Origin of the sequence: Lactobacillus sp. HMSC08B12, from assembly GCF_001808415.1 — a bacterium.
Lineage (GTDB): Bacteria > Bacillota > Bacilli > Lactobacillales > Lactobacillaceae > Lactobacillus > Lactobacillus delbrueckii.
On the sequence record NZ_KV793132.1, the window covers coordinates 103990 to 118341 of the forward strand.

A 14352-nucleotide genomic window follows, 5' to 3' on the forward strand; every position below is an offset into this window, starting at 1 on the left:
AATGACATATGGATTTAAAGGAAACTGAAATTTCAACGAAGGAGGCTTTCCACGGCGGCTTCATCAACCTGCATGTTGAAACCGTGATGCTGCCAAACGGGAAAACCGCCTCCAGAGAGCTGGTCGACCACCGGCCTGCTGCCGCGGCCATCTGCATCAACGATGAAAAGAAGATGCTCCTGGTTACGCAATGGCGGGAAGCGATCAAGCAACTGACTCTCGAAATTCCAGCTGGAATGATTGATGCTAGCGACGTGAGTCCCTTGGATGCAATGAAGCGGGAGTTAAATGAAGAAGGCGGCCTGAAAGCCGAATACTGGGAAAAGGTTGCCGAATTCTACACTTCACCGGGATTTTCCAATGAAAAGCTGCACCTTTTCTACTGTGACACGCTCAGCCCAGTGGCTAACAAACTGGACCTGGACGAGGATGAATTTTTGACGGCAGAATGGTACAGCCTTGAAGAGTTAAAGAACCTGTTGACAGAGGGCAAAATTGTCGACGCAAAGACCATTTATGCTATTTCCGTATGGGAAAACATGCTGCTGACCGGCTCAGAAGGTTAGACTATGACAGAAAAACGTTCTGATTACCGCCGCCGCCAGGCAGAGCAAGCAGAAAAGGCAAATAGACAGGAAGCAGCTGATTCAGCTGCTTTTCCTGCTTTTAAGCAGGACCAGGACCAGAAGACCTTAAAGGCAGAAAGGCTGAAAAAAAGGCTGAATTTTGCTATCCTGGTCGTGTGCCTCTTGATCATCCTGGTTTGGGTGATTTTATTGAAATTTTAAACTGAATTGAGGATTACCGATGAAAATTGCAATCGTTGTTCCAATGGCTGAAGAAGCTGAATTTTATCATCAATACTTTTCCTCAGGTAAAAAAGAAATGTTCGGTTCAACGGAATTCGAACATTTTTCCGTTGCCGGCAACGATCTTTACCTGGGCTTGACCGGGATCGGCAAGGTCCAGGCGGCCATGAACCTGACCAGCCTCCTGGCCAAGGAAAAGATCGACCTGGTCATCATGACCGGGTCGGCAGGGTCCTTGCAAAAAGAAGTTCAGCGGATGGACCTGGTTTTACCAAGCGAATTCGCCTACCACGATGCCCACAACACTTCAGCGGGCAACTATGTCGAAGGACAGATCCCGCAGGAACCGGCCCGCTTTAAGCTGGACTGCGCGGAAAGAGACAAGTTCAAGGACTTTCTGGGCAAAAAGGGCGTGGCCTACAAGGAAGGCTTGGTCGTGACCGGGGATTCCTTCATCTCCTCCCAGGCACAAAAAGACGAAATTCTGGGCAATTTCCCAACCGCCCTGTGCGTGGAAATGGAGGGGGCAGCCTTTGCCCAAGTGGCCTACCACTTTAACGTTCCGCTGATCGCCTTGCGGGCCATCTCCGACAATGGGGATGAAGATGCTGACAACGACTTTGCAGCCTTTGTCAGAAAGGTCGGCGCCCAGGCGGCAGAACTGATCGTGGAATACTTAAGGGAGAATGATTTTTAATGAAGCAGGTATATCTTGACAACGCGGCAACCACGCCCATGTCACCGACCGTCATTGACGTGATCACGGATGAAATGGCCAATGACTTCGGCAATGCCTCCAGCACCCACACCCTGGGCCGGAAGGCCCGCAACAGCGTGGAAACGGCCCGGCACACCATCGCCCAGGCAATCAATGCCAAAGACCAGGAGATTATTTTTACCTCCGGCGGTTCTGAAAGCAACAATACGGTAATTTTTGGCGTGGCGGAAATGCAAAAAGCAGTTGGCCGGCACTTGATTACGACCAAGATCGAACATGAATCAGTTTTAAAGTCCATGCAGCGCCTGGAAGAGCTGGGCTATGAGGTGACCTACCTGGACGTGGACAGAGACGGACATATTTCCCTTGACCAGCTCCGTGAGGCCATCAGACCAGACACGATTCTGGTCTCAGTCATGGCTGTCAACAACGAAGTCGGCAGCATCAACCCCCTCAAGGATATCGGCCAAATCGTCAAAGACAGCCAGGCCTTCTTCCATGTTGACGCTGTCCAGGGCCTGGGCAACATTGACCTGGACGTGGAAGAAATGGGAATCGACTTTATGTCGACTTCAGCCCACAAGATCAACGGGCCGAAATTCCTGGGCTTCCTGTATGAAAGAGACGGGATCCGTCTGCCAAACCGGATTTACGGCGGCGACCAGGAACTGAAGCGGCGGGCTGGTACGGAAAACGTGCCGGGGATTGCCGGCTTTGGCCAGGCTGTAGCGGAAGTTCAAGCAGAAAGCAAGGCTGACCTGCAGGCCAAATACACTGATTTCCAGAAGATCATCTTGAGCCGGCTGGATGAGAGCGGGGTGGCCTATGAGGTCAACAGCCCCTTGACCGGTCTGGTTTCGCACCATGTCTTGAATCTCCGTTTAAACGGTTTGTCCACTTATGTCCTTTTGGCCAACCTGGACCTGGCTGGCTTCGCTGTTTCAGGCGGGTCGGCCTGCACGGCCGGCAGCCTGACCCCGTCCCACGTTTTGACGGCCATGTTTGGCCAGGATTCACCAAAGGTCAGCGAATCGATCAGGATTTCTTTTGGCCGCTACAACACGGTTGAAGAAGTGAAAGCTTTCGCGGCTGCCCTGGTGAAGGTGGCCCGCAAGCTGCAAGACCGGAAGCGGGAAGACTAAATAGTTGCTTTTTCAAGGGAATGTACTTACAATTAATAAGCGAGGTTTTACTTTATGGCTAATACTGTGATGATCAATGGCGACAAGCGGAAGTTTATGCTTAACCCAGACGTGAAGCTGTATGCGTTGATTGACGCCGGCTTCCAGAAGACCCCCCGGGGCAACTTTGTCTATGAGCACCCGCTTTACAACGAATCGCCTTACAACGCGACGACCAAGCTGAAGATGACCATCAAGAGCGACTTGACCAGCTTGACTATGGTCGTTACGGATCCAAGCGGCCTGAAGAAGGTAAACATTTTTAAAAACAAGCAGCTGGCTCCGACGGTTGAACTTTTGGACTACATCTTGAAGGACCTGGAGGAGCGGAAGATTTTAAGCGAAGTGAAGGACTGATTTAATGGTTGACAATAGCAAGATCAGAGTCGTTGTCGGCATGAGCGGCGGGGTTGACTCCTCAGTTTCGGCCCTCTTGCTCAAGCAGCAGGGCTACGACGTCGTCGGCGTTTTTATGAAGAACTGGGACGACACCAATGATGATGGTGTCTGCACGGCAACTGAAGACTACGAAGACGTCAAAAAGGTAGCCGACAAGATCGGCATCCCTTACTATTCGATCAACTTCGAAAAAGAATACTGGGAGCGGGTCTTCCAGTACTTTTTGAAGGAATACAAGGCTGGGCGCACGCCTAACCCCGACATCATGTGCAACACCGAAATCAAGTTCAAGTCCTTCCTGGAATATGCCCTGGACCTGGACGCGGACTACCTGGCCATGGGCCACTATGCCAAGACTATGGTCGATGAAAACGGGGTAACCCACATGATGCGGCCAAAGGACGGCAACAAGGACCAGACTTACTTCCTAAGTCAATTGACCCAAGAGCAGATCAAGCGGGTCATGTTCCCCCTGCAAGACCTGACCAAGCCGGAAGTGCGGCGGATTGCCGAAGAAGCCGGCCTGGTCAACGCCAAGAAGAAGGACTCAACTGGCATCTGCTTCATTGGGGAAAGAAACTTCAAGCACTTCCTCAGCGAATTCCTGCCAGCCCAAGGCGGGGACATGGTAACCCCGGACGGGAAGGTTGTCGGTCAGCATGCCGGCCTCATGTACTATACGATCGGTCAGCGGCAGGGCCTGGGCCTCGGTTCAACCAAGGAGTCAACCGCTCCCTGGTTTGTCGTGGGCAAGGACCTGGAAAAGAACCAGCTGATCGTGGAGCAGGGCTATGACAGCCCCCGCCTTTACGCTGACCGCCTGCAGGCTTCCGGCATGACTTTCTTTACCGGCAACCCTGAGGAGGACACGGAATTCAAGGCAACCGCCAAGTTCCGCTACCGGCAGTGCGATGTTGGCGTTACGGTCAAGTACCACGCAGCCAGCAAGACTGCTGATGTCTACTTTGACGAGCCAGCCCGGGCAGTTACCCCGGGCCAGGCTTTGGTTTTATATAATGGCGAGGAATGCCTGGGCGGCGGAAACATTGACGCTGCCTTCAAGGATGACAAAAAGCTGCAATTAGTTTAACGGCAAGGCCAAGTCCCGGCGGACTTGGCCTTGTTCGTGTTTAGCGGGGCCGTCTTTTGCTATAATAAATAGCGATAGTTACGAGAGGCGATAAAAATCATGGAAATATATTTTGTAAGACATGGCAAGACACAGTGGAACCTGGAGCAGCGTTTCCAGGGCGGGCAAGGCGATTCAAAATTATTGCCGGAAAGTTTGGCCGACATTGAGAAGCTGGGACGTTATTTACAAGGGAAGCATTTTAAGGCGGTTTACGCCAGTCCCCTGGACCGGGCGAGAATGACTGCCCAAGGGCTGATTGGCGCGGCCGGGATCCGCCTGCCCTTGCACATCGATGAACGTTTGCGGGAAATGAACCTGGGCAAGCTGGAAGGAATGAAGTACGCTGAGGCGGAAAAGCTCTATCCCCAGGAAATCGATAATTTTTGGCATCACCCGGACAAATACGACAATACTGTCGTAGAGGGGGAAAGCTATGAGCATGCCATGGCCAGGGGGCTGGATTTTGGCCGGGAAATGGCCAAAAAATACCCCAAAGACAGCGACAAGGTCCTGGTGGTCAGCCACGGGGCAGTTCTATCAGCCATCATGGGGGCGCTTTTAGGCTATGACCTGGCCAATCTCAGACAAAACGGGGTTATCTACAATACCAGCGTTTCAGTCTTGGCAAGCCAGGAAAAGGGCCCTGCCTTCAAGCTGGTCAAGTGGTCAGACGTTACTCCTTTAGAGCACAAGATGTCAGAAACGGATGGTTTGTAATGGATCAGAAGATCAATCAGCTTTATGAAGAAGGAAAAGTCGACCAGGCGATTCATGCCTTGATTGAGAAAATCGACCATAATCCCCGGGAAACTGCCAACTACCTGCAGCTGGCCACTTACCTCCTGGACCAGGGCAGCGCTGAGCAAGCCCGGGAGCTCTTGACCAAGGCCCGGGGGATCGCAGAAGATCCCCAGGCCTTGGTCTATGACCTGGCGGTTTGTGACTACGCCCTGGGCGATTTTGATCAGGCCCTGGCCCGCTTGGCCCAGATTCCGGATGATGACATGAACATGTACCAAAAGGCCCTGGTCTACCTCAAGCTGGGCCAGAGCCAGAAGGCCCTGGCTTATGCCCTGTCGATCAAAGAAAGTGACGACCGGGTAAAAGAGCTCATCGGGGACATCTGGCTGGCTTTAGGAGAGCTGGAAGCAGCCCGGGCCAGCTACCTGGAAATTGCTGAAGGGCAGAGAAGCAGCAAGCTGAACTTTTTGCTGGGCCTCACTTATTTCAGCCAGGACCGGGAGCAGGCGGAAGAATTTTTTGCCAAGTCCAAAAAGCAGGATCCCAAATATTACCAAAAAGCCAAAGACCAGTATGAGTCCCTGCTGAAGCTGCTGAGCCAGGGAAAGGCAGGGGCTGGGAAAGAATAATAAGGAGCGGGAAATGACCGAGTTTAGCGGTGAAGTAAAGAGCGTTATTTATGAAAACGCGCAAAATATGTACAAGATCTTGCTGGTCGCCGTAAGTCAGCCTCTGGCCGGCTATGACGATGATGAAATCAAGGTGACGGGGACCTTCGGGGACCTGGAGCTTGGCCAGGAATACAACTTTACCGGTGACTTGGTCACCCACCCCAAGTACGGCTTGCAGTTTCAAGCGACGGGCTGCCAGCCGGCCCTGCCGAAAGAGACTGGCGGGGTGGTCAAGTACCTGTCTTCTGAGAAGTTCCCTGGCATCGGGCCCAAGACGGCGGAAAAAATCGTTGACCAGCTGGGCAGCGGGGGCTTAAAGAGCTTGCAGGCTGATCCAGCCTTGATCGCCAAGCTGGATCTTTCCCAAAAGCAAAAAGACAGCCTCTTGTCCGGCCTGGCCCAGATGGATTCCTTTGACGACCTGGCTATGACTTTGGCCAGTTACGGGATTCCCCGCAAGGTGGCCGGCCGCCTTTACCAGAAGTACCATGACCAGACCTTGAAAAAGCTGCAGGCCGATCCCTACCTGCCTTTAGGCGAAGTGACCGGCTATTCCTTCAAGCAGGCCGACCACTTGGGAATTAGCTTTGGAATTGCCCTTGACAGTCTGGAGCGGGCTGATGGCAGTATCCTGGCGGTTTTGCTCCAGGCCTTGACCATGGAGGGGGAAACCTACCTGGAACTGGAAGAACTTTTGCCAGCCGCCAAGGAACTGACAAATATAAATTTTGACCGCCTGGCAGAAGCAGTTAACGACCTGCAGGACAAGAAGAAGGTCGTCGTGGGAAAAGGCCGGGCCAGCCTGCTGGCCCCATTTCAAGTGGAAAGCGAGATCGTGACCGACCTGGAAGACCTTTTAGCCAAGGGCAAGGAAGCGGACTACCGGGAAAAGGACTTGGACCAGGCCATCAAGCGGGCCGAAAGGAAGCTGGGGATCAGCTATGACCCTGAGCAAAAGCAGGCCATCAAAAACGCGGTAACCAGTCCGGTCTCCATCTTGACTGGGGGACCCGGGAGCGGGAAGACGACCATCATTGACGGGATCTTGCTGGTCTTAAAGGACCTGGTCGACATGGACGAAGAAGAAGCTGAAGAAGCGATTCTCCTGGCCGCGCCAACCGGCCGGGCAGCCAAGCGGATGGGGGAAGTCACCGGCTATCCGGCCAAGACCATCCACCGCCTCTTGGGTCTGGGGATCGACAACAGCGAGGAAATGGAGCTGAATGATTTGGAAGGGGAGATCTTGATCGTCGACGAAATGTCCATGGTCGACATCTACCTCTTTGAAAAGCTGCTCAGCGCCATCAGCAATGTTCACCACCTGGTCTTTGTCGGTGACAAGGACCAATTGCCATCCGTCGGGGCGGGGAAGGTTTTCGCTGACTTGATCGAGGCGGACTTCATTCCGACCTGCCAGTTGCAGGTGGTCCACCGGCAAAAGGATGATTCAACGATCATTCCCCTGGCCCACGCGGTCAACGAAGGAGCCAACCCGGCTGTTCTCTTGCAAAAGACGGCCAGCTACTCCTTTATTCCTTGCCGGCCCCATGCCGTGCCTAGCGCCGTCGAGCAGATCACCCAGGCAGCCTTAAAGAGTGGCTTTGCGGCTGACGACATCCAGGTTCTGGGGGCCATGTACCGGGGCGACGGGGGGATCAACAGTCTGAATGACACCCTCCAGCGGGTGATCAACCCGGAAAAGGGCAATGATAAAGCAGTTGAGGCCCATGGTGAGAACTTCCGCCTGCATGACAGGGTCCTGCAGCTGCAAAATGACCCAGAGCGGGGGATCTACAACGGCGAGATTGGAAAGGTCGTGGCCGTTGATCCGGAAATGATGGAAGACGAGGATGACGAAGTCAAGCTTTTGGTCAATTTTGACGGCAAAGAAGTGGCTTACACGCAGGCAGACTTGAATAACCTGACCCGGGCTTATGCCATCACCATCCACAAGTCCCAGGGGTCAGAATTTCCTTTGGTCATTCTCTGCTTAACTATGCAGAACTATATCATGCTCAAGCGCAATCTTTTGTATACGGCCATCACCCGGGCTTCCCAGAAGCTGGTCATGGTTGGAGAAGAGCAGGCTTTTGCCCAGGCCATGCGGGTCAAGGGCAATGAGCGGCGGACCAACCTGGTCTGGCTCTTGAAGGACCGCTTTAAGCCAGAAGAACAAAGTAAGCAAGAGAGTAGTGACTCTACAGAGAATACTCTGGATAAAGGAGAAAAAGCCGAAGACTACATCTTGACCGGGGCCCGGATCAGCCGGTCGGAGATTTCCCCCATGGTTGGTATGGAGGACCTGGTTCAGGGATGCAAGAAACTGGCGGAAATCGTCCGGACCAAGGGGCCAGGAGCCTAACTTAATAAAGTTTTTGACAGAAAGACCACTTAGCTTGGTCTTTCTTTTTCACCCCAAAATTAAGAAAGTTACTTTTTGTAAGTAAAGTGCTGACAAAAGGAAGGCAATGGGGTATACTAAAAGCAACTTACAAAAAGTTAGTTAACCTTTGAGAAAGTTTGGTAAAAAATGACAGAAAAAGAAACAAAGAAGACAGTCAAAAACATCATCATCGGTTTTGGCAAGGGGGGCAAGACCCTGGCCAAGTTCCTGGGCCAGCAGGGCGAAGAAGTCCTCCTGGTGGAAAAGTCAGCCAAAATGTACGGGGGCACCTGCATCAACATCGCCTGCCTGCCGTCCAAGCGCCTGATTTTGGAAGGGGCAGCCGGTAGCGATTTTTCGGAAGCAGTCGCTGGCAAAAATGAGATGACGGCCCAGTTGCGGGAGAAAAACTACCAGATGTTGGCGCAAGAAGAGACGGTGACTGTCCTTGACGGACAGGCCCGCTTTATTGGCGAAAAAGAAATCGAAGTCACGGGGCCGGCTGGCAAGCAGATTTTTAAGAGCGACCGGATCTTCATCAACACCGGGGCTAGCCCGGTCTTGCCGCCTGTTCCTGGTTTAAAAGAGAGCAAGAAGCGGCTGGATTCCACCCAGGCCATGGACTTGACCAGCCTGCCAAAAGAGCTCTTGATCCTGGGGGCCGGCTACATCGGCCTGGAATTTGCAGGCATGTTTGCCAATTATGGCAGCCAGGTGACTGTTTTGGACCATAGCCCGGAATTTTTGCCAAGAGAAGATGACGATATTAAAGCCGCCGTCAAGGCTGACCTGGAAAGAGCCGGGGTTAAATTCATCTTAGGCGCAGATGTTGAAAAAGTCAGCGACGAAGCTGACCAGGTCGTAATTGACTACAAATTAGGCGAAGAAAAATTGACGGCTGCTGCTGACAAAGTCTTGGTCGCTGCCGGCCGGCGGGCCAACACGGCTGATCTTAATTTGCCAGCAGCCGGGATTGAAACTGACGACCGGGGCAATATCAAGGTTGATGATCGCTTAAGAACAAGTGCTGACCAGGTCTGGGCCCTGGGCGATGTCAAGGGCGGACCGCAATTTACCTATGTCTCCCTGGATGACTTCAGAATTGTCAAGGACCAGCTTTTTGGCGAAGACAAGCGAAGAGTCAGTGACCGGCAAATCCTGCCGACCAGCGTCTTCATCACCCCGCCTCTGTCAGCTGTTGGCCTTAATGAAAAAGCCGCCCAAAAGGCTGGGCTTGACTACCAGCTCTTCAAGCTGCCAGTTGCCGCCATTCCCAAGGCCAAAGTCGCCAAGGACAGCCGGGGCTTGTTCAAGGCCCTGGTTGACCCGGCAAGCGGGCAGATCCTGGGGGCCAGCCTGTATGGCCTGGAATCCCATGAACTGATCAACCAGATCGCCCTGGCCATGAAGGCCAAGCTGCCTTACAGCTTCCTGCGTGACCAGATCTACACCCACCCGACCATGAGCGAGGCCTTTAATGACCTCTTCAAGCAATAAAAAAAGAACTCCGGAAGGAGTTCTTTTTTGCTATCAAGCTTTATTTCTTTTCGACCAGCATTGGCAGAATCATTGGCCGTCTTTCAGTCCGGGAGTATAGGAAGTCCTGCAGGTTCTCGATGATCGCCTTGCGGATTTCGCTGTCCTTAGGCTTGTCGCTCTTGGCCATTTCCGTCTTCAAGACATGGTAGACGTGCTTCTGGGCCGCGTTGATCAAGTCCTGGGATTCACGCATGTAGACAAAGCCCCGGCTGAGGATGTCAGGGCCTGCCAAAACCTGCTTGTGCTTGTAGTCAACCGTGGCTACGGCTACTACCAGCCCCTCTTCAGACAGGATCTGCCGGTCGCGGACCACGATGTTGCCGACATCAGCAGCACCGGAAGTGTCGACGAAGACGTCCTTGACGTGGATGTCGCCGGCGATTCTGGCCCCTTCAGGGCTGAAGCAGACCACTTCACCGTTCTTCAAGACGAAGGTGTTCTCTGCCGGCACGCCTGCTTGCTGGGCCAGGTGGGCGTGGACAACCTGCATCCGGTATTCACCGTGCACCGGGATCATGTACTTCGGCTTGGTCAGTTCGACCATCAGCTTCAGTTCTTCCTGGCCGCCGTGGCCGGAAGTGTGGACATTGTTGACCCGGCCGTGGACCACTTTGGCCCCGCCTTCCATCAGCTTGTTGATCAGCTGGTTAACGCTCAGGGTGTTGCCTGGAATCGGGTTGGAAGAGAAGATCACAGTGTCATGCGGCTTCAACTTGATCTGCCGGTGGGTGCCGTTGGCAATCCGGGAGAGGGCAGCCAGGGGTTCACCCTGGGAACCGGTACAGAGGAGCATGACCTTTTCCGGCGGCAGGGAGTTGATTGCTTCAGCATCGACAATCAAGCCTTCCGGCACATTCAGATAGCCCAGGTCGATCCCGTTTTGGATCCCGTTCTCCATGCTCCGGCCAAAAATCGCCACCTTGCGGCCGGTGTCGATCGCGGCTTGAATGGCGGTTGACACCCGGTAAAGGTTGGAAGCGAAAGTGGCAAAGATGATCCGCCCTTCAATGCCGGTGATGATGTTGTGCAAAGAGCCGGCAACGAAGCGTTCAGACTTGGTAAACTGCGGCACTTCGGCGTTGGTTGAGTCACTCAAGAGGGCCAAAACGCCTTCTTCGCCCAGCTGGGCCATTCTCTGGAAGTTAGGGGCCGGCTGGTTCATGACCGGGGTCAAGTCGAACTTAAAGTCGCCAGTAAAGACGACCGCGCCCAGCGGAGTGTGGACGGCAATCCCCAAAGTGTCGGGGATTGAGTGGGTGGTTCTGAAGAAGGTCACCTTCAGCTTGTCAAAAGTCAAAACCGTGTCTTCGTGCTCTTCATGCAGCTCGGTCCGGTCCAGGATCCCGTGTTCTTCACACTTGCTCTTGATCAAGGCCAGGGCAAAAGGCGTGGCGTAGACTGGAATTTCCGGAATCTTTTCCAGCAGGAAGGGAATCCCGCCGATGTGGTCTTCGTGGCCGTGGCTGACAACCAGGGCCTTGATCTTCTCCCGGTTCTTGACCAGGTAAGAGTAGTCGGAGATAACATAGTTGATCCCCAGCAGATCATCTTCCGGGAACTTGATGCCGCAGTCCATGATGACGATTTCGTCTTGGTACTGGACACAGTACATGTTACGGCCGATTTCGTGTAATCCCCCGATCGCGAAAACGGCTACTTCGTTTTGCTTAATCTTCACTGTTAGTTTGGCCAAAGGCAGTCAGCTTGAAGTCAGCGTGTTCTTGTTCGTACTTCAAGGAGTTGCCGGTTAATTCTTGGATGAGCTCGATGTTGTAGGGGGTGTTTTGTTCAACGAGGGCTCTGGCTTGGACAACGTTGTCGGCTTCCATGTAGAGAGTCTGGGTCGTTTCTCTGCGTGGGTTAACGATCTTGTCCTTTTGATATAAAACTTTGTAGATCATAAAAAATCTCCTTATTGTTTAATTGTAATTTGATCTCTGTTTGAGAAATTTTGCCAAAAATACTCAATAGCTAAGTAAAGTTTAGCATAATTAGAAAAGCAAGTATAGAAACATACTTGATCTAAGGAGGCAAAAAAGCCCAAGCCAGGACGAAGCGGGCTGGCTTGGACTATTGAGCCTAGTAGATGACGATGGTGTCTTCATCCAGGGCAAATGGGTTTTCCTTGTTGATCCGGTCGTAGAAGAGGTGGCCGTTCAAGTGGTCGATTTCGTGGCCGGAGACGATGGCTGGGTAGCCCTTGAGGCGGATGGTCTTTTCCTCGCCGTCAACGGTCCAGTAGTGAACCGTAACCTTGTTTGGCCGCGGAACGTAGCCGTCGATGACCTTGTCAACGCTCAGGCAACCTTCGCCTTCGCCCAGGCAGGTCTTGCGGACAGATTCAGAGATGATTTCCGGGTTAACGTAAACTTCCTTAAAGATGATTTCACCCTTGTCGTCTGGCACAAGCAGGGCAGCCATAGACACGCCCTCACCAACCTGCGGGGCAGCCAGACCGACCCCGGCGCGGAGCTGGTGCTTGGCGGCAATCTTTGGATCTTGTGAGTTTACCAGGTATTCCATCATGTCATCGGCCAGCTTGCGGTAGTGGTCTGACAAGGGAAAAGTCAATTTTTGCGCAACTTGCCGCAAAACGGGATCTCCGTCGCGGACAATATCTTTCATTAAGATCAATGTGGGTTCTCCTTTTAAAATAATCGCTAATATATTTTTACCACAAAAAGGCCTGCTATGGTTAAACATTCTCTGAAAAGCTTATGTAAACTAAAGCAAATTTGTTGACCAGGCCCAAGAGTGGTTGTACAATAGATGATTGTAAAAAAATATAATAAATATTACTTCGGCCAGCCTGCTATCTAAGGCTAAAGGGAACTGTGCTTTTGTCACAGTTCTTTTTATGAGGAACGGGGAGGAAACATTTTTGGCAGATCAAAAGAGAAGAGAAAACATCAGAAACATCGCGATCATCGCGCACGTCGACCACGGTAAGACTACCCTGGTTAACCAGCTGCTTAAGCAGTCAGACACTTTACCAGAACACATGAACCTGGAAGACCGGGCAATGGACTCCAACGCCATTGAACGTGAACGTGGGATCACGATTCTGTCAAAGAACACCGCGGTCAGCTACAAGGGCACGACCATCAACATCCTGGACACCCCAGGCCACGCCGACTTCGGTGGGGAAGTTGAACGGATCATGCACATGGTTGACGGTGTCCTGCTTCTGGTCGACGCTTACGAAGGCCCAATGCCGCAGACCCGCTTTGTTTTGCAAAAGGCCCTGGAAGCCGGCGTTAAGCCAGTTGTTGTCGTGAACAAGATCGACCGTCCTGGTTCCCGTCCAGCTGAAGTTCTGGATGAAGTTCTGGAACTCTTCATCGAACTTGGCGCCAACGACGAACAACTTGAATTCCCAGTTGTTTACGCTTCTGCCTTGAACGGTACTTCCAGCTACTCAGACGACCCGGCTGACCAGGAAGAAACCATGGACCCGGTTTTCGACACGGTCATCAAGGCCATTCCGGCTCCGCTTGACAACGAAGACGAACCTTTGCAGTTCCAAATCACCATGCTTGATTGGGACGACTACGTTGGCCGGATCGGCGTCGGCCGCGTTTACCGGGGCAAGATCAAGGTTGGCGACGAAGTTACTGTCATGAAGCTTGACGGCTCCAAGCAAAACTTCCGCGTGACCAAGCTTTTTGGTTACTTCGGTTTGAAGAGAAACGAAATCAAGGAAGCCAAGGCAGGCGACATTATCGCCATCAGTGGGATCAACGACATCTTCGTCGGTGAAACCATTGCTTCCAAGGAAAACCCAGAAGCCTTGCCAATTCTGCGGATTGACCCGCCGACTCTGCAAATGGACTTCGTGGCCAACGACTCACCATTTGCTGGCCGGGAAGGCAGCCAGGTTACTCCAGCCAAGCTGGAAGAACGGCTTTTGCGGCAAACCCGGACTGACGTTTCCCTGAAGGTTGAACCAACTGACCAATTAAACGCCTGGACTGTTTCAGGCCGTGGGGAACTGCACTTGTCCATCCTGGTTGAAGAAATGCGCCGGGAAGGCTTCGAACTGCAACTGTCCCGGCCAAAGGTTATCTACCGGGAAGTTGACGGGCAAATGTGCGAACCATATGAAGCTGTCCAAGTTGACGTGCCGGACGAATATGTCGGCTCAGTTATCGACGGCTTGTCCCAACGCAAGGGTGAAATGCAGAACATGGTTTCCAAGGGCAACGGCCAGACCCGGTTGGAATTCTCAGTTCCTTCCCGTGGCTTGATCGGCTACAACAACGAATTCATGTCCGCAACTGGTGGTTACGGGATCATGAACCACACTTTCAGCGAATACAAGCCAGTCGTTAAGAACTGGAACCCAGGCCGGCGCAACGGTGCTTTGGTTTCCATCAACCAGGGGCAGTCAACTACTTACTCCCTGCAGTCAGTTGAACAACGCGGCCAGCTCTTCATCGGTGCCGGCGTGCAAGTTTACGAAGGGATGATCGTTGGTGTATCTTCCCGTGACCGTGACATCGCTGTTAACGTAACCAAGGGCAAGAACCTAACCAACACCCGTGCTTCCGGTAAGGACCACGCTGCGGCCATCAGAACGCCAAAGACTTTGACTTTGGAAGAATCAATCGAATTCTTGAACGATGACGAATACTGTGAAGTAACTCCAGAAAGCCTGCGCCTGCGGAAGAAGATCTTGAACACTTCAGAACGGCAAAAGTTTGACAAGAAGAAGGCCAAGACCAACTAATTGTTAGTTTTTGGTAAGTCTCTCCCCCTATTTATAGGAGGAGGGGCTTT

At 52.7% G+C, this 14352-nt stretch carries 14 protein-coding genes; 11 read left to right on the forward strand and 3 right to left on the reverse strand.

The window, feature by feature from the left end; translation table 11 throughout:
- Positions 1-8 precede the first annotated feature (8 nt).
- From HMPREF3168_RS03685 to HMPREF3168_RS03730, 10 genes are all read left to right on the forward strand, one after another.
- A complete protein-coding gene (locus tag HMPREF3168_RS03685; RefSeq protein WP_002879120.1) occupies positions 9-566 on the forward strand; it encodes an NUDIX hydrolase in 558 nt (185 codons plus the stop codon).
- Between the two features lie 3 nt (positions 567-569).
- Positions 570-788, forward strand: coding sequence for a hypothetical protein (locus HMPREF3168_RS03690; RefSeq protein ID WP_003617478.1), 219 nt, complete (start codon positions 570-572; stop codon positions 786-788).
- Between the two features lie 19 nt (positions 789-807).
- Positions 808-1506, forward strand: coding sequence for a 5'-methylthioadenosine/adenosylhomocysteine nucleosidase (locus tag HMPREF3168_RS03695; RefSeq protein WP_003617480.1), 699 nt, complete (start codon positions 808-810; stop codon positions 1504-1506).
- On the forward strand, positions 1506-2669 hold the full coding sequence (locus HMPREF3168_RS03700) for a cysteine desulfurase family protein (protein ID WP_003611403.1): 1164 nt from the start codon (positions 1506-1508) through the stop codon (positions 2667-2669). Before HMPREF3168_RS03695 ends, HMPREF3168_RS03700 begins: the two co-directional genes overlap by 1 nt.
- 54 nt (positions 2670-2723) lie before the next feature.
- Positions 2724-3065 (forward strand): DUF1831 domain-containing protein, encoded by a 342-nt coding sequence (locus tag HMPREF3168_RS03705; protein WP_003617482.1) that lies wholly within the window; start codon positions 2724-2726, stop codon positions 3063-3065.
- A gap of 4 nt (positions 3066-3069) precedes the next feature.
- Positions 3070-4197, forward strand: coding sequence for a tRNA 2-thiouridine(34) synthase MnmA (mnmA, locus tag HMPREF3168_RS03710; RefSeq protein WP_004560498.1), 1128 nt, complete (start codon positions 3070-3072; stop codon positions 4195-4197).
- A gap of 99 nt (positions 4198-4296) precedes the next feature.
- Positions 4297-4956 (forward strand): histidine phosphatase family protein, encoded by a 660-nt coding sequence (locus HMPREF3168_RS03715; protein WP_070488512.1) that lies wholly within the window; start codon positions 4297-4299, stop codon positions 4954-4956.
- Positions 4956-5609, forward strand: a complete 654-nt coding sequence (locus HMPREF3168_RS03720; RefSeq protein ID WP_070488515.1) for a tetratricopeptide repeat protein — start codon at positions 4956-4958, stop codon at positions 5607-5609. Before HMPREF3168_RS03715 ends, HMPREF3168_RS03720 begins: the two co-directional genes overlap by 1 nt.
- 13 nt (positions 5610-5622) lie before the next feature.
- Positions 5623-8013 carry an SF1B family DNA helicase RecD2 gene (locus tag HMPREF3168_RS03725; protein ID WP_004560534.1) on the forward strand — a complete coding sequence of 797 codons (2391 nt, stop codon included), beginning with the start codon at positions 5623-5625 and terminating at the stop codon, positions 8011-8013.
- A 168-nt stretch (positions 8014-8181) separates the two neighbouring features.
- Positions 8182-9531, forward strand: a complete 1350-nt coding sequence (locus HMPREF3168_RS03730) for an FAD-dependent oxidoreductase (RefSeq protein WP_003611409.1) — start codon at positions 8182-8184, stop codon at positions 9529-9531.
- Between the two features lie 40 nt (positions 9532-9571).
- Here the strand turns inward: HMPREF3168_RS03730 and rnjA are convergent, their stop codons facing one another.
- From rnjA to def, 3 genes are all read right to left on the reverse strand, one after another.
- On the reverse strand, positions 9572-11251 hold the full coding sequence (gene rnjA / locus HMPREF3168_RS03735) for a ribonuclease J1 (protein WP_003611393.1): 1680 nt from the start codon (positions 11249-11251) through the stop codon (positions 9572-9574).
- Positions 11241-11474 (reverse strand): DNA-dependent RNA polymerase subunit epsilon, encoded by a 234-nt coding sequence (locus HMPREF3168_RS03740; RefSeq protein WP_003617492.1) that lies wholly within the window; start codon positions 11472-11474, stop codon positions 11241-11243. Before HMPREF3168_RS03740 ends, rnjA begins: the two co-directional genes overlap by 11 nt.
- Positions 11475-11652: 178 nt before the next feature.
- On the reverse strand, positions 11653-12207 hold the full coding sequence (def, locus tag HMPREF3168_RS03745; protein WP_002879096.1) for a peptide deformylase: 555 nt from the start codon (positions 12205-12207) through the stop codon (positions 11653-11655).
- Between the two features lie 223 nt (positions 12208-12430).
- On the opposite strand from def, the gene typA reads away from it, so the two are divergent.
- Entirely contained in the window at positions 12431-14302 is a 1872-nt protein-coding gene (typA, locus tag HMPREF3168_RS03750) for a translational GTPase TypA (protein ID WP_050952236.1), read from the forward strand.
- The last annotated feature ends 50 nt before the right edge of the window (positions 14303-14352 follow it).